The sequence below is a fragment of the Buttiauxella gaviniae ATCC 51604 genome (genome assembly GCF_001654835.1).
GTDB lineage: Bacteria > Pseudomonadota > Gammaproteobacteria > Enterobacterales > Enterobacteriaceae > Buttiauxella > Buttiauxella gaviniae.
This window is the reverse complement of record NZ_LXEP01000026.1, coordinates 20,004-40,188: the sequence shown is the minus strand read 5'-3', so window position 1 is coordinate 40,188 and position 20,185 is coordinate 20,004. Positions and strand designations below refer to the sequence as shown.

The following is a 20,185-nucleotide window of genomic DNA, read 5'->3' as shown; positions in this document are numbered from 1 at the left end:
CGCCCGGTTTTCAGGAACGCTTCAGAGGGTCAGCCATGAAATACAGCACTACATTGCCGGTTAAAGCACTACCGTCAGCAGAAAAATATGATGGCAAAGGCCCTGAATACAAACGCCGTTTCCACGTCATGGCGAAACCGACTGGCTCAACCTGTAATCTCGATTGCTCCTACTGTTTTTACCTGCACAAAGAAGAGTTACTGCATCAAGACCGCCACACCGGCATGAGCGACGAAGTGCTGGAAAACTTCATCCGTCAGTACATTGACGGACAAGATGGTGAGCAGGTGGTCTTCTCCTGGCAAGGTGGCGAACCCACATTGATGGGGCTGGAGTTTTTTGAAAAAGTCGTCAAATTCCAGAAGCAGTACCAAAAGCCCGGCCAGCGCGTCGAAAACGACCTCCAAACCAATGGTGTGCTGATTAATGACAAATGGGCTGAATTCCTCAAAGAACACCGTTTTCTGGTGGGTTTATCGATTGATGGCCCACGAGAATTACACGACCGCTATCGCGTCACCCGCAGCGGCAAACCGACTTTCGATTTAGTGATGAAAGGCGTTGAAGCGCTAAAAAAATACAAAGTCCCGTTTAACGCGCTTGTCACCGTCAACCGCACCAATGCCCGCTTCCCGCTGGAAGTGTACCGCTTTGTCACCCGCGAACTGGGCGCAACCTACGTGCAGTTCAACCCTTGCGTAGAACCTGTAGATTTCAAAGTCACCGCCCCACAATTCTGGCGCGATGACACCATCCCAATTACAGGCACGCGTCGTGCTAGACCAGGCGATCTGGACTCTATCGTCACCGATTGGTCAGTCGACCCGGAAGACTGGGGTACGTTCCTGAAAACGGTATTTGAAGAGTGGGTAAATAACGATTTAGGCCGCGTGCAGGTCAACCTGTTCGAAACCGCCGTCGCCCAAACCATGGGCATGCCCGCGCAAATTTGTACCGCGTCTGAATTCTGCGGCAAAGGGTTGGCCATTGAAAAAAATGGCGATATCTATTCCTGCGACCACTACGTTTACCCCGAATACCAGATTGGCAATATCGAAGACACCAAACTCGCGCACCTGGCCTTTTCTGAGCGCCAGAAAGCATTTGGCATGGGAAAAAAAGATACCCTGCCGGAATACTGCAAGCAGTGCCCATACCTGAAATTGTGCTGGGGAGAGTGCCCGAAAAATCGCCTTGTCCGTACACCAGACGGAGAGCCAGGCCTTAACTATCTCTGCCCCGGCATTAAAACCTTCTTCAATTACGCCGAGCCGATTCTTGTCGGGCTTGCCACTCTTTTGAAACGCGACTTTGCAGGATTACGCAAATGACTAACAGAGAGAAACTGCTTGAACTTGAGCAGCGCATGAACGAACAAGTTATTGGGCAAGAGTCACTGGTACGCATGTTGATTGTTGCCTTGCTGTGTGACGGGCACGTTCTGCTCGAAGGTCTGCCAGGACTTGCCAAAACACGTGCGGTACGGGAACTCGCTCGGCATGTTGAAGGGGATTTACGCCGTATTCAGTTCACTCCTGACCTTCTGCCATCTGACATTACCGGCAGTGAGATTTACCAGCAAAATGCCACGCGTGAAGAAGACCAGTTCCGTTTTCGCCCAGGCCCGGTGTTTGGCAACATCATTCTTGCCGATGAGATAAACCGCGCTTCCGCACGCGTACAGTCAGCATTGCTTGAAGCCATGGAAGAGCGCCACGTCACCGTTGCCGGGAAAACCTGGCCATTGCCGGGTGTTTTCATGGTGCTGGCAACACAAAACCCGGTCGACCAGGAAGGCACATGGCCGTTGCCTGAAGCCCAGCTCGACCGCTTCCTGATGAAAGTCCTGGTGGATTACCCATCCAAAGCGAACGAACAAAAAGTGATGCAACTGGTGCGTGATGAGCAGCAGAAAAAGTACCAGGTAGGCTCGGTTGAGGCTGGGGAAAAACAGCCGGAAACGCTGATGTTATCGCAACAGGATATTGCTACCTGCTGGCAGGAAATCTCTGCGATTTACGTCGCCCCTACTATTGAAAACTACATCGTGAATCTGGTGGATATGACTCGTCATCCACAAGGGGTTAGCGATACCCTCGCCAGTTACATCACCTTTGGCGTCAGCCCGCGCGGCACACTGGCACTCGACCGATGTGGCCGTGCGTTGGCCTGGCTTGAAGGCCGCGATGCAGTATTGCCAGAAGATATCAAGCTCGTCGCCCCGGCAGTGTTACGCCACCGCCTGATGCTAAGCTACCAGGCCAACGCCGATAATTGCTCACCAGATGATGTGATTCGGATGTTGCTTGATGCAGTGGTAGCGTGATGGACAACGCATTGCAGGTGGACAGAAAAACCCTGATGGCCCTGGCAGGCGAAGCGCGACTGCTATCAAACCCGCCGGGGCAAATCCCACCGGGGGCGCTTGCAGGTGAATGCGTATCACGCCAACAGGGGCGTGGGCTCAATTTTGACAGCCTCAGGCGCTATCAACCCGGCGATGATGTGCGGTTGATCGACTGGCAAGCAACAGCGCGCCTGCGATCGCCATGGATCAGGCTCTACAACGAAGAGCGCGAGCGCCCGGTTTTCTTGATAGTCGACCAACGGTTAGATATGTTTTTTGCCACTCGTGGGCAAACCAAATCCGTCGCCGCCGCCAAAATTGCTGCTCTGCTGGCATGGCGCAGTTGGCACGACGGCGATCGTCTGGGTAGCGTGATTTTCAGCGATACCCAATACAGCCTGCAAAAGTGCCGCTCTCCGAAGAGCAATCTCCCTGCCGTGCTTGATGATGTGCTGCAATACAACCAACAGTTACTCGAACGCTATCCTGATGAAACGCCCGCCTCTGTCACGTTGACTCACGTGCTACAACACGCAATTCAGCTGATCCCCAGCGGATCGTGGGTGGCAGTCATCAGCGATTTCCACGATCTGGATGCGCCGAGTGAGGCATTGCTTGCAGCCCTGAGACGACGCTGCGAGATAAGCGCCTTTGTGATCCTCGACGATCTCCATCTTAAACTGCCCGAGCAAGGTGATTTAGCCGCCAGCTATCAGGGGCGTGAGGCGGCATTTTCTCTTTCAGCCAGCTTGAAAGATGAGATTGCGCAAAGCACAACTTCCCGACTTTCTGGCCTGCAAAACCGGCTCACACGACTTGGGATCCGCGTAAATCAGATAGTGGTCGCGCAGGATCTTCTCAAGCAGCTACAAAAGGGAGTCTGAATGCTGGAGAAAGGATTTAGCGTGCCGGAACTAATAAACCCAGCACTTCCGCAAAGTATCTCCTGGCTTCCATTACCCCCAGGTTGGTTTGTGTCTGGCGGTCTGTTGCTGATTGCCCTGCTCATTTTCCTGCTATTTCGCCTGGCACGATGGCGGCGAAACCTGTGGCGGCGTGAAGCACTGGCGGCTTTACAGCAGCCACATAGCGTTGATAGCTGGCTTGAGCTAATAAAGCGTATTCTTCTGATGCACCAGCCACGAACCCTCGTCAGCCACACGCTCTCCCCGGAGCAACTTTTACAACAGGTGGAAATCGACCACGATTTACGCCAGCAACTTAGCGACAAATATTGCAGGCCCGATAACCAACTCGACGCAAGCCAGGTTGCACGCCTGCAATCTCAATTGAAAAACTGGCTGGAGAAACTGCCGTATGTCTGAGTTTCTAAGCCGCATCGATTTCGCCTGGCCGTGGGCCTGGTTATTGATTTTCGTGCCATTGATTGGCCGCTATTTTTTGCCTCAAGACCGCGCAGTGAAAGAGCATGTTCGTGTGCCGTTTCTGCCAGAACTAATTGATGAGCTAAAGCTTAACAGCCAGCCGGTGCGCAGCAGCAAACTCTCAAGCCTGCTTTTCTGGCTGGTATGGATATTATTAGTAGCCGCCCTATCACGTCCGGAATACCTGACGCCACCACAGCATATTCAAAAACCGATGCGTGATGTGGTGCTGATTCTTGATGTCTCGGGTTCGATGGCAAAAAACGACGTTCAGGGTGGCGTAACGCGATTGCAGGCGGTTCAGGATTCAGCACGCAAATTCGTCGCGGCCCGTAAGTCTGACCGTATTGGGCTGGTTATTTTCGCAAGCTCCGCCTGGCCATTCGCACCTGTCAGTGAAGATAAACAGGCGCTACAAACCCGTATCAACCAATTGGTTCCCGGCATGATTGGCCAGCAAACCGCGATTGGTGACGCATTAGGCGTGGGTGTGAAACTGCTCGACAGTACCGCCAATAAAGATGCCAGCAAGCTGGCAATTTTGCTCACCGATGGCAACGACACAGCTTCGCAATTAGCCCCACCGCTTGCCGCGCAACTGGCCGCAACACATCATGTTCAGGTGCATACCATTGCTTTTGGCGACCTCAACAGCACCGGTGATGACAAAGTCGACCTCCCGCTGATACAGGATATTGCGCGCATTACCGGTGGCAAATCCTGGACTGCTGCCAGTTCGGGCGCGTCGCTCGATAGCGTCTGGAAGGAAATCGATGCCATCACGCCTGTTCAGGTCAAATCCATCGGTTGGTCGTGGCATATTCCGCTATTCCAGTGGCCGATAATACTCGCGCTGGTATTGCTGATTTTGCTCGCCATCGGTCGTTTTGTTCGGGGGAAAACAGCATGAGTGATTTCCATTTTGTTTATCCCTGGCGGCTAGTCGGCTTGCTGATTTGCGCTTTGTTGTGGTTTATCAGTACCGGGCAGCGCAGCGCCTGGCACAAGATTATGGACAAGCCTTTCGCTAAGGCGCTTATTATCGGGCGGCAAAAACGAATCACTCAGGTTTTACCATGGCTGTGCGCATTAGGCGTTATCGGGCTGGCAGGCCCAACATGGCAACGCGAACTGCCTGCGGCATTAACGCAGCAAAGCAATATGATGGTGGTTCTGCAACAAGATCCGGCAATGTACGCGCAGGATCTCGCACCCAGCCGCCACCAGCGGATGCAAAGCAAAATCATGGATTTGATGTCGCGCTCAACCGGCACGCATTTTGGCCTGGTGGTCTACAACAGCCATGCATATTTAACGACCCCGCTCACTTCAGACCCATCTTTTTACGCGCTGTTTTTGCATGCCCAAAGCCCAAATCTTTTGCCTGAGGGAGAGGGCTCAGGGCTAAAACAGGCCATCAGCCTTGCACTGAAAAACATGCCGGAAACATCGAATACTCCACGCAATATTTTGCTGGTCGCCGACACCGTTTCAGCGCAGGACGCGGCCTGGCTTGCACAACTTAAAGCGCCGATTCAAATCTGGGTTCCTGGTACCGCACGCGGTGGCGAACTGCCGGAAAGCTACGCCCAGAGCGGCATTGATACCCGACTTAACGTCGAGCGCTTTAGCAAGATTCGCGACGGTGGTATTCCCGTAACGCTTGTGACCAGTGACGACAGCGATTTATCCGTCATCACCAGCCATATCCAGCAATCGGTCAGTGCGCAGAATAATGCACGCGGTGATTTGCACTGGAAAAATAGCGGCTATCTGCTGGTTATCCCGATGCTGATTTTGTTGTTGCTTGGGAGGCGTCAGTTGATTTGCTGGCTCATTGTATTGGTACCGCTGCTCTATCTGCCGCAAAGCCAGGCCGCATGGCAGGATGCGTGGGTTAGCCCGGATATGCAGGGGCAGATCGCTTTCAAAAATGGTGATTACAAAAAAGCGGCTGAACGTTTCCAGGACCCGCTCTGGCAAGGCATTGCTTACTACCGTGCGGAGGATTTTGTCGCTGCCACATCAGCATTTCGCCAGGCACCGCAAACCGCTGAAACCCTGTTATGGACGGGTAATAGCTATGCCCAGCAAAAGCAGTGGCAACAGGCAATCAACAGTTATGACCGCGCATTAAGCCTACGACCAGACTGGAAATCGGCGCAACAAAACCGAGCCGCAATCGCCAAAATCATTATGGAATTGCGGCAAAAAGAGCGCGATCGCCAGGCGGCACAAGGCAAAGAGCAAGACTACAAACCCGATGAGATAAAGCATGATTTGAAGAAAGATCAGGGCGTGAATCAAAAAGATATTCAACCGGTTGAAAGCAGCAGCCCGCAAGTTAACCAATGGTTTGAAAACCTCGAAGTTTCCCCATCCGGCCTGCTGGAAAATCTCTACCGCGCCAATACGGAGGAAACGCCATGAGAGCCATGTTTATTCTGCTTTTGCTGGCGGTACTTCCAGCCCGTGCCGCAATGGACATCACACGTGAACTCGAGGTGCCGGAACATGTGGTGCCGGGCCAGCCAGTACGCATCGCTATTACTTTCTGGACAGATAGCTGGTTTAACCCGCCGCCTGAGTGGCCTGGCTTTAAAATTGAAAACGGCTCGTTAATGAGCACACCTCTGCCAAACCAGCTGTTAAGCCGCCAGAAAAATGGCATTAGTTGGAGCGGAATTCGCCTGGAAAAACAGGTCACGGCATGGGATCAAGGCGTGCTGCTTCTGCCTGCAGTAGAAATTACGCTGACATCACCAAACCAGCCGCCGGTAACGGTGCAGTTGCCAGAGTTGAAAAAAGAGGTGGTCTGGCCGAAAGGCGTTGAGCAGCCAGATCGTTTCTTACCTGCCAGCAACTTAACACTAAGCCAAAAAATCACCCAATATCACGCCAGCAAAGACACTACTCTGCATGCCGGAGATGTTGTGGAACGTATTGTCACAGTGAAAGCTAACGGGATTGTGGCGACACAAATCCCGCAATTGCTGTACGCCATTCCAGGCACAGAAACGCAGCGCCTGACGCCTGTAAACACGATGCTGAAATCTGGGCGCGGCGAAATCGAAGGCGCACAGCGTGAAGAGACATTGCGTTATCTACCCTCGCAGGCAGGAACCATCACGCTACCCCCTATTAAATTGCGTTGGTGGGATACCGCCAATCAGCAATGGCAAGTCGCGCAATTACCCGGTTCAACGATACCAGTCGCACAAGCACCCGCTGCGGGTAGCGAATCGGCACTACGCGGCACGACAGGCCAGGATAAATGGCAAACCGTGCTGGTTATCAGCGCCATTGCCATCCTGTTGCTACTCATCTGGTTTACGCAACGCCTGCTCAAGCGCTGCCTGAAATACCTGCACCATGCCTGGCGACGCTTCTGGAACCCGGTTCAACTACCCGAGCTGACTCCCACCAAAAGGGGTGAACGATGAAAAATAAATTATTACTCAGCGCTCTGATCTTTAGCGCTATTGGCACCGCACAGGCTGCCGACCCGCTCTCTGCCTGGAACGATACCGCCGCGAAACAAGCTATTGAGCAATGGGTGCAAAACGCAACCAACAAAGATCGCTCGACCTTTATTCCACCTGAGAAACGCTATGTTGTGTTTGATAACGACGGCACATTGTGGCCTGAAGCACCCCTGACCTTCCAGCTACAGTTTGCAATTGATGAAGTGAAACGCCTTGCTCCGCAGCATCCTGAATGGAAGAGCGACCCGATTGTTAGTGCTGTGCTGAACAATGATTTGCAAAGCGTCGCCGCCGCAGGTGAAAAAGGGTTGATGCAACTGCTGGAGATAACGCACAGCAATATCACCACGGATGAATTCGACCAACGCGTCAGTAACTGGGTGGCCAGTCATCGTGATAACCGTTTTGGCTGCCATTACGACCAGATGGGCTACCAACCGATGCGTCAGCTGCTCGACTACCTGCGCGACAATGGTTTTAAAACGTGGATTATTTCCGGCGGCGGAATCGATTTTATGCGTGTCGTGGCGCAGAAGATGTACGGCATCCCGCCAGAACAAGTCGTGGGATCATTCTCACTGAGCGAATTTTCACTAACGGATGACGGCACGCAACTGCGTAAAACCATGAAAGGCGCGTTTAATGACGATGCTGCCGCCAAGCCGGTCGCCATTCATCTATTTATGGGCCAACGCCCGGTTGCAGCATTTGGTAACAGTGACGGCGATTTGGCGATGATGCAATACACCGCAGCAAACCCGGACTACAAAACTTTCGGCTTACTGGTTCACCATACGGATGCAAAACGTGAATATGCCTACGACAGTCATCCACCAGCCAGCGGAAAACTGGTTGAAGGGTTAACGGTGGCGAAGGAAAAAGGTTGGACGGTAGTGGATATGAAGCAGGACTGGAGAACTATCTTTGACCCGAAATTATGTATTCCGGAAACATCAAAACCATAAAACGAAAAAACCCGCCGAGGCGGGTTTTTAAATTCTTTAGAGCTTAGTAAACGCTAACCTTACAGGCTAGTTACGTTACCAGCTGCTGGGCCTTTAGCGCCGTTCTCGATGGTGAAGGAAACTTTCTGGCCTTCATCAAGAGATTTGTAACCGTCGTTCTGGATTGCAGAGAAGTGAACGAACAGGTCTTTAGAACCGTCGTCTGGAGTGATGAAGCCGAAACCTTTATCAGCGTTGAACCATTTTACCAGACCAGTCATTTTGTTAGACATGTGTATTACCTTTTGAATTGAGTGTGCCTTACGGCGATTTGGTATGCTTTACAGATTTTATGAAGCGGTAGAGGAGCACACGACAAAGGGTATCCAGGGATGACTCTTGAAGGACTGCTTTACTAGGTTGCTTTAAAGGTCTGTACGTCAAACCGATGGGCGTATTAACTCATGCTTAGGCGATGAATGACAAGGATTATTTTAGCCGTCCACAGCTCTATAGCTAAATTACGTCTCATTTACCGTTTCGTTTAGGGGGTGCGAATGACACCCTTTCGCACCCATCTACCACTACCTTAACCAGTTGTTAGTAATCAATTTTAGCTACGCGACGCAGTGCTTCTGGCGTCACTTCTGGCAGGCCAAAAAATTCCATATATGCAGGAATCATCTCAAACAACATATCTGTTCCAGGTTGTATCTGGCAGTCTCTTTTCATGGCTGCCTGCAAAAATGGCGTGATTTCGCTCTTCATTACCACCTCTCCCACGAAGGTTCCTGGCGTTATCGCGCTAACATCCACCGGTAATTCGTCACCAGCATTCATACCCAGCGGCGTTGCGTTAACGACAATGGAAAACTCTTTCGGGTTGCGCAACCCGGTAAGCACCTTAAGAGACGGATAGTGGCTACGTAGCCGTTTTGCCAGCTCTTCGCAGCTTTCAGCCCGGCTATCAAACAGCGCCAGCGTATCAACGCCAGCAGCCGCCAAAGACGCCGCAATAGCGGAACCCACGCCACCGCTACCCACGACTAACGCACGAGCTCCACCCACCTGAATGCCTTTGCGCAACACACCACGAACAAAACCGTCGCCATCAAACATGTCGCCACGCAATGAGCCGTCTGGCTCAAGGCGAATGGCATTACACGCCCCGGCAATTTGCGCCGTTGGGCTAATAGTGTGAACTAACTCACAAGTCGAAACTTTATGCGGCATCGTCACCAACGCGCCAATAATATTGGTCATGCGAAATAGAAAAGGAATCAACTGCACATAATCTTCTGCTTTCACCCCCATCGGCACCACTTTGATATCGATGCCTTGCTCTTCAAACCAGGGGTTGTAAATCATCGGTGCTTTGAACGTGGTTGTCGGGTAGCCCAGGTGGGCGATTAAACGTGTATTGCCACTTATGTCCATAATTAGTCCGCCAGCTCAATACGTTTGATATCGCCAAGAATGAAGACATACGCGAACACACCCAACAGTGCAGCACCGCCGATATAGACCAGCGCGTAGAAGAAGTTGCCGGTCGCCGCAACAATAAAGCCGACAATCAGTGGCGTAATGATAGAGGCCAGGTTTGAGCAGAAGTTAAATAAACCGCCTGTCAGACCCGCTAAATTTTTCGGGGCCATATCAGATATCAGCGTCCAGCCGAGTCCCACCATGCCTTGCCCGAAGAACGCTACCGACATCACCGTAATCACCAGCGCATCGGTTGGCATCCAGTTAGCCGAAATGATAAGACTGGCCATCAACAGCCCAGAAATGATTGGCAATTTACGGGCGATATTCACCGAACCGGTGCGTTTGAGGATTTGGTCGGAGACCCAGCCACCAAACATCACGCCCACTGCAGCGGCGAGAAACGGCAGAATGGCGAAGAAGCCCACTTTCAGCCATGGCATATGGCGTTCGGTAGCAAGGTAGGTTGGGAACCAGGTCAGGAAGAACACCAGCGTGGTGTTCCCGGCAAACTGGCCAATGCCCGCACCGAGGATTTGGCGGCATTTAATAAGCCTTGCGACGTTCGCCCAGCTAAAGTTCATCTTCGGTTCAGGCTCGGCCTCTTTGAGGTCGTGGCCGATGTACTCAAGCTCAAGACTGTTGGCAGTTTTGGACTCGTGCGGTTCGTGATAAAAACGCCACCACACCAGCACAAACAAAATGCCCACTACGCCGACCGTGATAAACAACGCACGCCAGCCGAAGGTTTCCATAATAAAGAACAGCAGCGGCGCAAACGCAGCAAGGCCAATGTATTCACCAACGGTGTAAACCGCCGTAGCGCGCGCACGTTCATGCTGCGGGAACCATTTCCCCACCACCCTACTGTTCACCGGGAAGCATGGCGCTTCACTAATCCCTAAACCTAAGCGGCATAGCAGCAGCGTTTTAAGGCCAACGGTTAAACCGTGGAACAGGGTAAATGCCGACCAGAAAAACAGTGCCAGCGCATAGGTGACTTTATTACCGAAACGGTCAAGGAAGATGCCGCCAGGGATTTGCATTACCGCGTAAGTCCAGGCAAACGCCGAGAACACAATCCCCATCGTTGCCGCACCGATGCCAAGATCGGCACTCAGTTGCGGTGCAGCGATACCAAGCACAGTGCGGTCGAGATAGTTAATCATGGTTCCGATAGCCAGAAGGGTCAGGATAACCATTCGGGTACGGGTTCTTTTTACAACACCAGTTTTCTGGGCAGCGATGTCGCCCTGGCCATAACTCGCCATGGTTTATACCTCGGTTATTTGTAGGTTACAGGTGTCTTATTGAACCTTAAGGTTCATTTATTGTTGTAAATCGCATTAACGCATTTGCATTGCGGCCAACCGCACAGCGGCGTTTGTTGCACCGTATTGTTGATAATCCCCTCGCCGCTCAACTAATTCAAAGAAGAAACGGTCCGGGCGGAAAGGTGGCGTATAGGCATGCAAAAAATCATGCTGGCGCGCATCACGTTCATAAAGAATATCCAGGCGCTCAAGCCCTTGTAGCAATGGGTTATTTGCCCCGTAACGCGCCAGCAAATCGTCATAATAGTTTGCCGGAATCGGCAACAATTTCAGCCCTTGTGATTGCAGGCCTTCTACCGTCGCGAGTAAATCATCACAAGCAAACGCCGCATGTTGCAGGCCCGTTCCCTGATAGCTGGCAACCGATCTGGCAATTTGCGTATCAAGGCTGTGCGACATATTCAGCGGCAAGCGTATCGAGTGACAAGGGCTGTGCATCACCTGGCTTCTGACCAGGCCATACGGGTCCGGCACGCTCAGTTCGTTATCCAGTTCAAAGCCGAACACCGCGCGGAAAAACATAATCCAATTATCACGGCTGCCTTCTACCAGCCCTAACGCCAGATGATCTATCCCAAGTAAGGTGCCCTGGCTGGCGGTTTCTGAAAGGTTAAAATCGGTTTGATAAATATCGTTTTCACCCAGCTCTGGTGCCTCTATCAGATAAATCAGGCTGCCGTCAGGCGCACACACGGCTGCCAGCGCACGCTCATCTGGCCCATGCTTTTCATGCCAGATTGGGTAACCGTAATCCTGCGCCCGTTGCAGCACGTTTGCCGCCCCTTTCACGCGCCACGCCATCGCGCACAGCGAAACACCGTGACGACGATGAAACTCATCGGCCCAGCTATGCGACTCATGGTTAAGAATCACATTCACTCCACCGTTGCGCCACAGTGAAACATCCTTAGAACGGTGCTCACCGGCTTGTGCAAAACCCAGTGGTTGCAGTGCTTCGCCCAATGCCTGTGCATCTTTTGCATCGGTGGCAAATTCTAAAAACTCGATACCCTGATAACTGGCTTGCGGCGCACTATGGAACAGTTGTGCATCAATATGTGGATTAGCTTTCCAGGTCTGCTCTTCCAGCCAAAGCAGCGAGCGATAACCATCTTTGGCGGTTGGTGCATTTGGCGTGGCACGGAAACTGTCGTTGAAAATCTCCAGCGACCATGGGCCACGGTAGCCTTTTTCCGTCAGCAAGCGGGTAAATTCGACCACTGGCAATTCACCCTGCCCAGGGAAGCAACGGAAATGGCGACTCCACTCAAGCACATCCATTTTCATCAACGGTGCATCAGCCAGTTGCAGGAAGGTAATTTTATCGACCGGAATATCGTCGAGATTAATCAGTTGGTCACCCAACGAAAGCACATGGAAGCTGTCGAGAACCAGCCCCAACGCCGGGCTGTTTACCTGTTTTACACGCTCCCATGCCTGGCGATAACGGTTCACATGGGTGCCCCACGCCAGCGCTTCATAGCCAACGGTTATTTCATTACGTTGTGCTAACTCAGCCAAATGCGCCAGGTCACTGACCTGCAAATCAAGATTCGACGAACAATCAGGTGCCACGTTGCTACACAGCAGCATGGTGTTGCACCCCAGCTCGTGCATCAAAGCAAACTTGCGCCGTGCGCGTTCCAGATTGCTGGCAAACTGCGGGCGCGACGCGCCTTCGAAATCGCGGAACGGCTGAAACAATGTAATAGTAAGCCCGAGATCGGCCGCCATTTTTCGCACATCGGCAGGCGTGCCTAGGTAATAAAGAAGATCATTTTCAAAGATTTCTACACCGTCAAAACCAGCAGCCGAAATTGCGGCCAGTTTTTCAGGCAACGTGCCAGAGATAGATACGGTTGCAATTGAACGCTGCATTATGGCTCCTGGTCTGTCGGGATAAGTCGGTTAATGTTGTATCATTTGGTTCATATTGCAAATTTATAGTTAATTTATTGTTACCACAGATCACACCTCAGAAAGTTAAAAAAAATAGCGGGCGATTACCGAACAAAACAAAGTGGGGTTACACTTTTCAATCTCTCACTGGCAATTAAAAGGCAGACACAACATGTCAGATAATAACTATCAGCCGCCAAAAGTTTGGACTTGGCAAAAAGGCGAAGGCGGCACCTTTGCTAACATCAACCGTCCGATAGCGGGCCCAACTCACGAACGCACGCTGCCAATTGGCAAGCATCCCTTGCAGCTTTATTCACTTGGCACACCGAACGGGCAGAAGGTGACTATCCTGCTTGAGGAGTTGCTGGCTCTGGGTGTAAGCGAAGCTGAATACGACGCGCATCTGATTCGTATCGGTGAAGGAGATCAGTTTTCAAGCGGCTTTGTAGACGTGAACCCGAATTCAAAAATCCCGGCACTCATGGACCATTCGGTAACACCACCGATTCGCGTGTTTGAATCCGGCGCAATCTTGCTGTATCTGGCGGAGAAATTCGGCCATTTCCTGCCTAAAGATCTTGCCGCACGCACTGAAACCTTGAACTGGCTGTTCTGGTTGCAGGGCTCAGCACCATATCTCGGTGGTGGCTTTGGTCATTTCTATAATTACGCACCAATGAAAATTGAGTACGCAATTAACCGCTTTGCCATGGAAACCAAGCGCCAGTTAGACGTGCTCGACAGACAACTGGCGACACATCGTTTTATTTCAGGTGATGAATATACGATTGCAGATATCGCCATTTGGCCGTGGTACGGCAGCCTGGCAAAAGGTGGGCTGTACAGCGCGGCTGAATTCCTCGACCTCGCTTCGTACAAAAACTTCATACGCTGGGCCGATGAAGTAGCAAGCCGCCCGGCGGTTAAACGTGGGCGCATCGTAAACCGCACCTTCGGTGAGCCGTCTGAGCAGTTGCACGAACGCCACGATGCGTCGGACTTTGATTTACGTACCGAAGATAAGCTGGCGAAGTAGACACAGTTGTACTCAACTACGCCCTGCAAGTTGCAGTATGCAGGGCGTAAAAATTTAAAATTAAACAAACTATGGGTGGTTTAAGCCTAACCGTTGCAGGTAAGTTGCCGTCTGAATTATTCAGTGAGCAAACTGCAAGGAAATATCGTGTTAAAAAAATTCGTACTCGTATTCACTTTCGTTATTGCCGGGTGTGCCAATCCAGGTGATGAGGCGGTCGAAGCCCTAAATACCCTCGAATTCCATCCCGGCACGATGTCTCCAGCGATTAATAGCACCCCGGAAGAATTGCAAACATTGCATACTTCTAATAAGGAGGTGATTACCCGTCTCACTACAGAAATAAAAGCGGCACGGGTCGATAACCTAAGAAGTGTAGATGTTTTTGATAATCGCTATGGTATTGATAATGTTTTCCAGGCGCTGACTCGGCTCGAACAATTCGATGAGCTGAATAACACTTATCTAAAAGATCAAAACAAAGATGGATTAGTACAGATTGGCAAAGCCTTAAAGCCAATAAAAGAGAAAACATCCTGAGCCAACTAAAATTGGTGGATGTCGCTTACGCTAGTCCACCAACCAACGACTTACCGCAGCTCGGATAAGCGATGCTCCATCCGACTCTCTTTCACTCAATAATCAGTAAAGCTGCTTCTCAATCAGCATTTGCTGTAACTGCTTTTTTTGTTCCGTGGTTAACACCTGGCTGACATTAAACAGGTACTTTGCTCGCTGGTAGCGCACCTTACTCTGAATATCACCGATGGCATTAAGTTGTTTCTTCGCTGCGCTATCATCCCAGACGCCAGAATGGAACATATCAACAATCGCATCTTGTGTTAAAGCATCGGTATTAATTTTGGCGATCTCTTTTTGCGAATCTTCACGCAGGGCTTTTACCTTCTGCGTTTGCTCTGGTGAGAAATTTAATTGCTTCGCCAATGAATCCTGCGGCAGCGTTTCTGTAGCAGAAGATGCAACAGCCATTCCTGAAAAAGCCAGTACCGTAATCAATGTGGCAATTTTAAATACTTTTTTCATTCTATACCCTTAGACATAGTGTGTATTAATAGCATCTGAACGCCCACATTATTAACGCACTAACAACGTCATTAGAAATCATTAGTTATTTATTTTTAAACAAACCAATTAATTGTATTCAAAAGTTTATTATTATAATAAAGGTTATATGTCACATGGAGTATCCAATGCTTATCACACAGGTTATAACTTTGTTCTTATTCATATTTTTGCAATGGATTATTGTCAAACGTACCGGACTGAAACCCTGGGTTTCAATTTTATTATTGCTTCCATTAGTCAATTTGTTCGTATACTTTTATATCGCAACTGCACGCTGGCCAAATGAAAAAAACCAAAAATGTCCAGATTGAATCAAGTGAAGAACCACATCGCAAAGATAAACAGAACCGTCAAGGTTGGCTGGCAGGGTTATTTTCATTGCTGTACACTATATTCACGGTAATATTTAATGAATACAGTAATTATTTTGAATTGAAATACCTACAAACTCCTGTTGAGTTTTTAGTTATTGCACTACTCACCTATCTTATTTTTATCAAGAGCAAGATTGGCGCAGTGCTTATGGTTATTTATTTCGCCGCACACAAGCTAATATTATTACTTTCTGGGTTTTATTTCTCAGTAAGTAACATCATTATCGATGCTGTTTTGTTTTACTGCTATGTTACTGCGGCTCGCCAAATTAATTTTATATACAAAACATAGGATAAAGCCACACTATGTTGCCATAGTGTGGCTGCTGAGCACTAACTATTTGATTATTACTTACATAGCCTACATCCTTATTGGCTATAAACAGCATAGAACCATTTTCCTCAGTTCTCAATTATCTTTTTATTTAAAAATAAATGCTGCCTTATAGGTAAAAAAAATACCCGCCGGACAGGCGGGCACATTGTATTGTGCGCAATAAAACGCACAAACAACATTAAAAATATCTAATCACTCGGGATTGATAATATCAATGAGACTTGATGCATCAACAAAATAATTTTAATGCGCAATTTGTAATCGGGCAATTGTCTTCGCATATAAAAATAAATTGATCAGAAGTTGAAATTAACCGCAGCATAGCCCCCATCGGCTAAGATGTTATCGCTATGACCATCTTTTCCCTGCATACCCACATAGCGATACCCACCTTCAACTGACAGCGTTGGGTTAACTTTCCAGCGAATGCCTGCATTAGCTTCCCCATACTGCTCAACACCACTGGAGAGCGAATCAGGCGAATAATATGCGTCACCAAACAGACTAAAATGATCACCAAGTGGAAGTTGCGCGCCACCGCCAACGGCTACGGCATAACCTTCATCACCATCACTCGGATTGAGGTACAGTGTTTTCCCACCCAATGTCACCAAAACAGATCCAAGCGGTATATTCCAGCCCATTCCCAGACTGGCAATATCACCATCATTATCGTTGTGCGCCCAGTTACCATTGAAGGTAAAACCCGGTTCGTTTGCACCAAAACTCATTCCAAGATTAGTCCAATCGGCACCAGCCTCACCGTGAAATGCCACCGCATTAGCATTCGTTACTGCAAAGGTGTTGAATACGATTAACGCAATAAGAGTCTTTTTCATCATAATCCTTGAAATCGCTACAGAGAGATAACTCTATGGTTTTGATATTTCAGGGATGGATGGTATTCAGACTCCCGGGGAGAGGGAATTTGATTTTTGTTTAATTTTAAATAAAAGAAGATTGGGCGAAAATTATTTCGCCAGTGCTTTTATTAATTAAGCAGAATGTAAACCTGCCTCAGAATTTCTCCGGTAAGTTGATCACTTCCAGTAAATACCCACCTCGTTTAATATCGATGTATCCACCATTTTTTAGTGCAAACATCACATTCAAAATACTGCTGCGCGATAAGTGAGTTCTTTCCTGAATGTAATCAAGAATGGATGTTCTCAACCGCGAATCTTCCGGCAGACGGTTCATTTCAATAAGATGGCCTCGAATGATGGAATAGGTACGTTGCTGCACCACCACAGAATCGCGATAGAAAAGATGGGTGGTATAATAAGCAAGTATCACCGCAATATCTTTCCACATCCCTTCCTGAGTAATGATTTCATGAGCAAGGCTGGCATCAAGACGCAGCATGGTGCATTCAGTTTCTACTCGCAAAATATGGCTACGTAATGGCTGGATGCTTTCTGCAATACCAAACAGATTCTGGCCAGAAACCGTGGCGATAACCAGGCCATCAGTGGCCCGCAAGACAGAGATCTCGCCTTGCTTGAAGATATAAAATTGCGGGATCTCTTTATATTCCCAGTTTATCCGTTTACGGGGAATCACCTCCATCGGTGTTCCGTGGGGTTCGAGGATGGCAATCAGACGCTGGATAGCTGATTCCGGGCGGGTTGGAGGAGAGATAGTCATTATTTTTCCTGAAATTACTCACGGTATGCACAGGTTCCTTGAAGTATATACCACGCCAAAGATCTCGCTGGGTGCGCTACAGTGCGATGTTTGGCTTATAGATACAACCGTGTTTATTAAAACTAAAACAATATTCAGCAACATTCTTACAACTATTTCCAGGATGCAAAGAATTGTAATTTTCAAGCTTTCCTCTTGCACACTATTATGGCTTTGTGCAATTGAATATTTATCCTCCATTTATTTTTAAACAAAATAAAAGTGGAGCCATACACGCCTTATCTTTAGTGTCTCCAGACATTTTCTCACGGGGGCACCCATCTATGTTTCTCGATTACTTTGCCTTAGGCGCACTTATTTTCGTGGCACTGACGCTCTTTTATGGCGTTATTGTTGTCCACGACATCCCCTATGAAATAGCAGTGCATCGTAACCATCCGCATCAAGATGCTATTCATGCTGCAGGATGGGTAAGTCTATTTACTTTGCATGTTTTATGGCCGTTCCTGTGGATCTGGGCGATGTTATATCGTGAAGACAGAGGCTGGGGGTTTGCCGTCAAAAATAATGAAATGGAAATGCTACGTGAAAGGTTACTCCGGCTGGAATCCCAGCATGAGAAAAACCAAAGCAAGTCATCAGTAACCGACTAATTGAGCAGGATTCATTGTGGATTTATTACTTATTCTTACTTATACCGCCATTTGCTTCGGTATATTTAAATTCTTTAAAATTCCGTTAAATAAATGGAGTGTGCCTACTGCTGTATTGGGTGGCATTATTCTTATTGGCTCGTTGTTATTATTAATGAATTATAACCATCCATATACCGAACGAGCCCAGATGGTTACCGTTACGTTACCCATCATCCCAGAAGTGCAAGGCGTCGTGGTAGAAGTGACCGCCAAAGCCAATAAGAAACTGAAAAAAGGGGATTTCCTATTTCGAGTTGACCCCACTGCCTATGAAGCCAAAGTCGAAGCAATAAAAGGTGAGATAGAAAGCGCCCAGCAAAACGTAGAGATGCTCAAAGCACGCCTTGCTTCCGAAAACGCAGATATTGCGCAGGCGAAAGCTGAGCGTGATTTAGCCTTGAAAGATGCAGACCGTTACCGCAACGGCAGCCGGGACAAACTGAAAAGCCCGTTTACAGATCAAGAAGTGGTTCGCGCACAGCAGACGTATCTGGCCGCGCAGGCACAGTGGCGATCTTCCCTCTCAAAGAGAGATCAAACAGCGGCACAGCTTGATGCCATGATAAACGGTGAAAACGCCACGGTTTACCGGCTGAAAGCAAACCTCAAAGAAGCAGAGTACTTCCTTGCAAAAACCGTGGTTCGCGCGCCGAGCGATGGCTACGCGACACAGCTTTTCCTGAAACCCGGTATGTTCGTGCGCCCGTTGCCGCTGCGCCCAGTGATGGTGTTCGTTCCGGATCAAAAAACCAGTGTTTATGCCGTATTCCGCCAAAACTCCGCCCTACGCTTAGTCGCAGGTGACCAGGCCGAAGTGGTATTTAATGGCCTGCCCGGCAGTGTCGTGCAAGGGACTGTGAAGCAAATCCTCCCCGCGATCGCTAACAGCAGCTATCAGGCGCAAGGCCATCTACAAGGCTTGAGCCTTGACCCGAAACTCGACGGTATCTATGCAGAAATTGAGCTGAAAAACGTTGCCGATGTTCAAAGGCTACCCGCAGGAACCATGGGCCAGGTCGCAGTGTATTCCGGTTATTTCGAGCACGTTTCCATTATTCGTAAAATCCTGCTGCGTATGACCAGCTGGATGCACTATCTCTATATTGATCATTAATTTAAGGTAAAAAAGGGAGCCGCCCCATGCAGAAAACAAAAATGTTTATTCTTTTCGCCATCGTTATTCTGACGTGGGGAACAACCTGGCTTGCCATGAAGTTTGCGTTGGTCAGCATGCCGCCGATATTTGCCACCGGGCTGCGCTTCTTAAGCGCAGCACCCTTGCTGCTATGGCTGTTGCACGTTACGCGGTCATCATTGTTATTTCCGCCAGGGCACCGGTTCTTCCAGTTCTGCGTGTTCCTATTTTGTTTCTGCCTGCCCTTTACGCTGGTGATTTACGGCGAGCAATACGTTAACGCCAGCACTGCGGCGATAATCTTCGCCGGAATGCCCGTCGCCGTGCTTCTGATTTCTATTGTGGTACTCAATGCCCCCACCAGCCTGTTGCAGCTGATGGGCGCAATGTTGGCAATGCTCTCCCTGTTTTGTCTGTTGCAGGAAGAGTCCAGAAACAGTCTCAGTAATAACTGGAAAGGCGCATTTGCTGTCGTGGCGGCAGTCACCATGCATGCTTATATGTATGTGCAATGCAAAAAGCGCAGTTGCCAGATTTCGCTTTTCACATTTAACGCCTTGCCTTGTCTGGCTGCGGGTTTACTGCTCACATTGACTGGCGCGGTAGTGGAAAGGCCGGAAATTGAAAACATCACCTGGTTGTCTTTTTCTTCGATTATTTACCTCGGCGTCGTGGCTAGCGTGTTCGGGATCTTGTGTTATTTCTCGCTGCAAAAACGCATTTCGACTTTTAACACCTCTTTGGTATTTATCTGCTTTCCGGTTATCGCGGTCATCCTGGAGTGTGTAGTGATGGGCAGCGTGTTTTCTCAAACATCGTGGATTCTGCTCGCGGGAATGTTATGCGGCGTGTTGCTGTCCGTCATTCCTGTAGAGAAAGAAAAAATGGCCACAACGACAAAACGTTTGTGGAATTAGCACGATTTTTTCATTGCCATATTTACAAGTAATTAATAGCTGTTAAGAATGGATATTATTTGCTCATAACTGTGGT

21 protein-coding genes are annotated in these 20,185 nt (G+C 49.3%); 14 read left to right on the top strand and 7 right to left on the bottom strand.

Annotation, left to right across the window (positions count from 1 at the left end):
- The first annotated feature begins 35 nt into the window (after nucleotides 1-35).
- From M977_RS12830 to M977_RS12795, 8 genes are read left to right on the top strand one after another with little or no spacing between them, the layout of a single operon-like run.
- Nucleotides 36-1,331 (top strand): anaerobic sulfatase maturase, encoded by a 1,296-nt coding sequence (locus M977_RS12830; RefSeq protein ID WP_064515567.1) that lies wholly within the window; start codon nucleotides 36-38, stop codon nucleotides 1,329-1,331.
- A complete protein-coding gene (locus tag M977_RS12825) occupies nucleotides 1,328-2,326 on the top strand; it encodes an AAA family ATPase (protein ID WP_064515565.1) in 999 nt (332 codons plus the stop codon). Before M977_RS12830 ends, M977_RS12825 begins: the two co-directional genes overlap by 4 nt.
- On the top strand, nucleotides 2,326-3,231 hold the full coding sequence (locus M977_RS12820) for a DUF58 domain-containing protein (protein WP_064515563.1): 906 nt from the start codon (nucleotides 2,326-2,328) through the stop codon (nucleotides 3,229-3,231). The genes M977_RS12825 and M977_RS12820 overlap by 1 nt, the downstream gene beginning before the upstream one ends.
- Nucleotides 3,232-3,672: a DUF4381 family protein gene (locus M977_RS12815; protein WP_064515561.1), complete on the top strand. Its 441-nt coding sequence runs from the start codon at nucleotides 3,232-3,234 to the stop codon at nucleotides 3,670-3,672.
- Nucleotides 3,665-4,642 carry a vWA domain-containing protein gene (locus M977_RS12810; protein WP_064515559.1) on the top strand — a complete coding sequence of 326 codons (978 nt, stop codon included), beginning with the start codon at nucleotides 3,665-3,667 and terminating at the stop codon, nucleotides 4,640-4,642. Before M977_RS12815 ends, M977_RS12810 begins: the two co-directional genes overlap by 8 nt.
- Nucleotides 4,639-6,162 carry a vWA domain-containing protein gene (locus tag M977_RS12805; RefSeq protein WP_064515556.1) on the top strand — a complete coding sequence of 508 codons (1,524 nt, stop codon included), beginning with the start codon at nucleotides 4,639-4,641 and terminating at the stop codon, nucleotides 6,160-6,162. Before M977_RS12810 ends, M977_RS12805 begins: the two co-directional genes overlap by 4 nt.
- Nucleotides 6,159-7,175, top strand: coding sequence for a BatD family protein (locus M977_RS12800; RefSeq protein WP_064515554.1), 1,017 nt, complete (start codon nucleotides 6,159-6,161; stop codon nucleotides 7,173-7,175). Before M977_RS12805 ends, M977_RS12800 begins: the two co-directional genes overlap by 4 nt.
- A complete protein-coding gene (locus M977_RS12795) occupies nucleotides 7,172-8,182 on the top strand; it encodes an HAD family hydrolase (protein ID WP_064515552.1) in 1,011 nt (336 codons plus the stop codon). The genes M977_RS12800 and M977_RS12795 overlap by 4 nt, the downstream gene beginning before the upstream one ends.
- A gap of 59 nt (nucleotides 8,183-8,241) precedes the next feature.
- Here the strand turns inward: M977_RS12795 and cspE are convergent, their stop codons facing one another.
- The 4 genes from cspE to M977_RS12775 form a co-directional block, all read right to left on the bottom strand.
- On the bottom strand, nucleotides 8,242-8,454 hold the full coding sequence (gene cspE, locus M977_RS12790; RefSeq protein ID WP_034461105.1) for a transcription antiterminator/RNA stability regulator CspE: 213 nt from the start codon (nucleotides 8,452-8,454) through the stop codon (nucleotides 8,242-8,244).
- Between the two features lie 307 nt (nucleotides 8,455-8,761).
- Nucleotides 8,762-9,598, bottom strand: coding sequence for a shikimate dehydrogenase family protein (locus M977_RS12785; RefSeq protein ID WP_064515550.1), 837 nt, complete (start codon nucleotides 9,596-9,598; stop codon nucleotides 8,762-8,764).
- Between the two features lie 2 nt (nucleotides 9,599-9,600).
- On the bottom strand, nucleotides 9,601-10,917 hold the full coding sequence (locus M977_RS12780; protein ID WP_064515548.1) for an MFS transporter: 1,317 nt from the start codon (nucleotides 10,915-10,917) through the stop codon (nucleotides 9,601-9,603).
- A gap of 75 nt (nucleotides 10,918-10,992) precedes the next feature.
- A complete protein-coding gene (locus tag M977_RS12775; protein ID WP_064515546.1) occupies nucleotides 10,993-12,858 on the bottom strand; it encodes a bifunctional sugar phosphate isomerase/epimerase/4-hydroxyphenylpyruvate dioxygenase family protein in 1,866 nt (621 codons plus the stop codon).
- 193 nt (nucleotides 12,859-13,051) lie between these two features.
- On the opposite strand from M977_RS12775, the gene yghU reads away from it, so the two are divergent.
- Nucleotides 13,052-13,918 (top strand): glutathione-dependent disulfide-bond oxidoreductase, encoded by an 867-nt coding sequence (gene yghU / locus M977_RS12770; protein WP_064515545.1) that lies wholly within the window; start codon nucleotides 13,052-13,054, stop codon nucleotides 13,916-13,918.
- 147 nt (nucleotides 13,919-14,065) lie between these two features.
- Nucleotides 14,066-14,458, top strand: coding sequence for a hypothetical protein (locus M977_RS12765; RefSeq protein ID WP_064515543.1), 393 nt, complete (start codon nucleotides 14,066-14,068; stop codon nucleotides 14,456-14,458).
- Nucleotides 14,459-14,560: 102 nt separating this feature from the next.
- Here M977_RS12765 and M977_RS12760 read toward each other — a convergent pair whose 3' ends face one another.
- Nucleotides 14,561-14,962 (bottom strand): Spy/CpxP family protein refolding chaperone, encoded by a 402-nt coding sequence (locus M977_RS12760; protein ID WP_064515541.1) that lies wholly within the window; start codon nucleotides 14,960-14,962, stop codon nucleotides 14,561-14,563.
- A 324-nt stretch (nucleotides 14,963-15,286) separates the two neighbouring features.
- Between M977_RS12760 and M977_RS12750 the strand changes: the two genes are divergently transcribed.
- Nucleotides 15,287-15,670, top strand: coding sequence for a hypothetical protein (locus M977_RS12750; RefSeq protein ID WP_064515537.1), 384 nt, complete (start codon nucleotides 15,287-15,289; stop codon nucleotides 15,668-15,670).
- A 341-nt stretch (nucleotides 15,671-16,011) separates the two neighbouring features.
- Here the strand turns inward: M977_RS12750 and M977_RS12745 are convergent, their stop codons facing one another.
- Both M977_RS12745 and M977_RS12740 read right to left on the bottom strand, forming a co-directional pair.
- Complete coding sequence (locus tag M977_RS12745) at nucleotides 16,012-16,554, bottom strand: YfaZ family outer membrane protein (RefSeq protein WP_064515535.1); 543 nt, start codon at nucleotides 16,552-16,554, stop codon at nucleotides 16,012-16,014.
- Between the two features lie 178 nt (nucleotides 16,555-16,732).
- Complete coding sequence (locus M977_RS12740; protein ID WP_064515532.1) at nucleotides 16,733-17,362, bottom strand: helix-turn-helix domain-containing protein; 630 nt, start codon at nucleotides 17,360-17,362, stop codon at nucleotides 16,733-16,735.
- Between the two features lie 323 nt (nucleotides 17,363-17,685).
- Between M977_RS12740 and M977_RS12735 the strand changes: the two genes are divergently transcribed.
- The 3 genes from M977_RS12735 to M977_RS12725 are packed head-to-tail and all read left to right on the top strand — an operon-like array spanning nucleotide 17,686 to nucleotide 20,109.
- The gene (locus M977_RS12735) at nucleotides 17,686-18,015 is read left to right on the top strand and encodes a DUF3302 domain-containing protein (protein WP_064515530.1); all 330 of its coding nucleotides are present in this window, start codon (nucleotides 17,686-17,688) and stop codon (nucleotides 18,013-18,015) included.
- 16 nt (nucleotides 18,016-18,031) lie between these two features.
- Nucleotides 18,032-19,171 (top strand): HlyD family secretion protein, encoded by a 1,140-nt coding sequence (locus M977_RS12730; RefSeq protein WP_064515528.1) that lies wholly within the window; start codon nucleotides 18,032-18,034, stop codon nucleotides 19,169-19,171.
- A gap of 26 nt (nucleotides 19,172-19,197) precedes the next feature.
- On the top strand, nucleotides 19,198-20,109 hold the full coding sequence (locus M977_RS12725) for a DMT family transporter (RefSeq protein ID WP_064515526.1): 912 nt from the start codon (nucleotides 19,198-19,200) through the stop codon (nucleotides 20,107-20,109).
- The last annotated feature ends 76 nt before the right edge of the window (nucleotides 20,110-20,185 follow it).

Bases quoted from the DNA above. Each gene is read 5' to 3' on its own strand.
- M977_RS12795 (WP_064515552.1), top strand. From the start codon at position 7,172: ATGAAAAATAAATTATTACTCAGCGCTCTGATCTTTAGCGCTATTGGC.
- M977_RS12820 (WP_064515563.1), top strand. From the start codon at position 2,326: ATGGACAACGCATTGCAGGTGGACAGAAAAACCCTGATGGCCCTGGCA.
- M977_RS12760 (WP_064515541.1), bottom strand. From the start codon at position 14,962: ATGAAAAAAGTATTTAAAATTGCCACATTGATTACGGTACTGGCTTTT.
- yghU (WP_064515545.1), top strand. From the start codon at position 13,052: ATGTCAGATAATAACTATCAGCCGCCAAAAGTTTGGACTTGGCAAAAA.
- M977_RS12725 (WP_064515526.1), top strand. From the start codon at position 19,198: ATGCAGAAAACAAAAATGTTTATTCTTTTCGCCATCGTTATTCTGACG.
- M977_RS12800 (WP_064515554.1), top strand. From the start codon at position 6,159: ATGAGAGCCATGTTTATTCTGCTTTTGCTGGCGGTACTTCCAGCCCGT.
- M977_RS12825 (WP_064515565.1), top strand. From the start codon at position 1,328: ATGACTAACAGAGAGAAACTGCTTGAACTTGAGCAGCGCATGAACGAA.
- cspE (WP_034461105.1), bottom strand. From the start codon at position 8,454: ATGTCTAACAAAATGACTGGTCTGGTAAAATGGTTCAACGCTGATAAA.
- M977_RS12830 (WP_064515567.1), top strand. From the start codon at position 36: ATGAAATACAGCACTACATTGCCGGTTAAAGCACTACCGTCAGCAGAA.
- M977_RS12785 (WP_064515550.1), bottom strand. From the start codon at position 9,598: ATGGACATAAGTGGCAATACACGTTTAATCGCCCACCTGGGCTACCCG.
- M977_RS12735 (WP_064515530.1), top strand. From the start codon at position 17,686: ATGTTTCTCGATTACTTTGCCTTAGGCGCACTTATTTTCGTGGCACTG.
- M977_RS12775 (WP_064515546.1), bottom strand. From the start codon at position 12,858: ATGCAGCGTTCAATTGCAACCGTATCTATCTCTGGCACGTTGCCTGAA.
- M977_RS12810 (WP_064515559.1), top strand. From the start codon at position 3,665: ATGTCTGAGTTTCTAAGCCGCATCGATTTCGCCTGGCCGTGGGCCTGG.
- M977_RS12745 (WP_064515535.1), bottom strand. From the start codon at position 16,554: ATGAAAAAGACTCTTATTGCGTTAATCGTATTCAACACCTTTGCAGTA.
- M977_RS12815 (WP_064515561.1), top strand. From the start codon at position 3,232: ATGCTGGAGAAAGGATTTAGCGTGCCGGAACTAATAAACCCAGCACTT.
- M977_RS12805 (WP_064515556.1), top strand. From the start codon at position 4,639: ATGAGTGATTTCCATTTTGTTTATCCCTGGCGGCTAGTCGGCTTGCTG.
- M977_RS12750 (WP_064515537.1), top strand. From the start codon at position 15,287: ATGAAAAAAACCAAAAATGTCCAGATTGAATCAAGTGAAGAACCACAT.
- M977_RS12780 (WP_064515548.1), bottom strand. From the start codon at position 10,917: ATGGCGAGTTATGGCCAGGGCGACATCGCTGCCCAGAAAACTGGTGTT.
- M977_RS12740 (WP_064515532.1), bottom strand. From the start codon at position 17,362: ATGACTATCTCTCCTCCAACCCGCCCGGAATCAGCTATCCAGCGTCTG.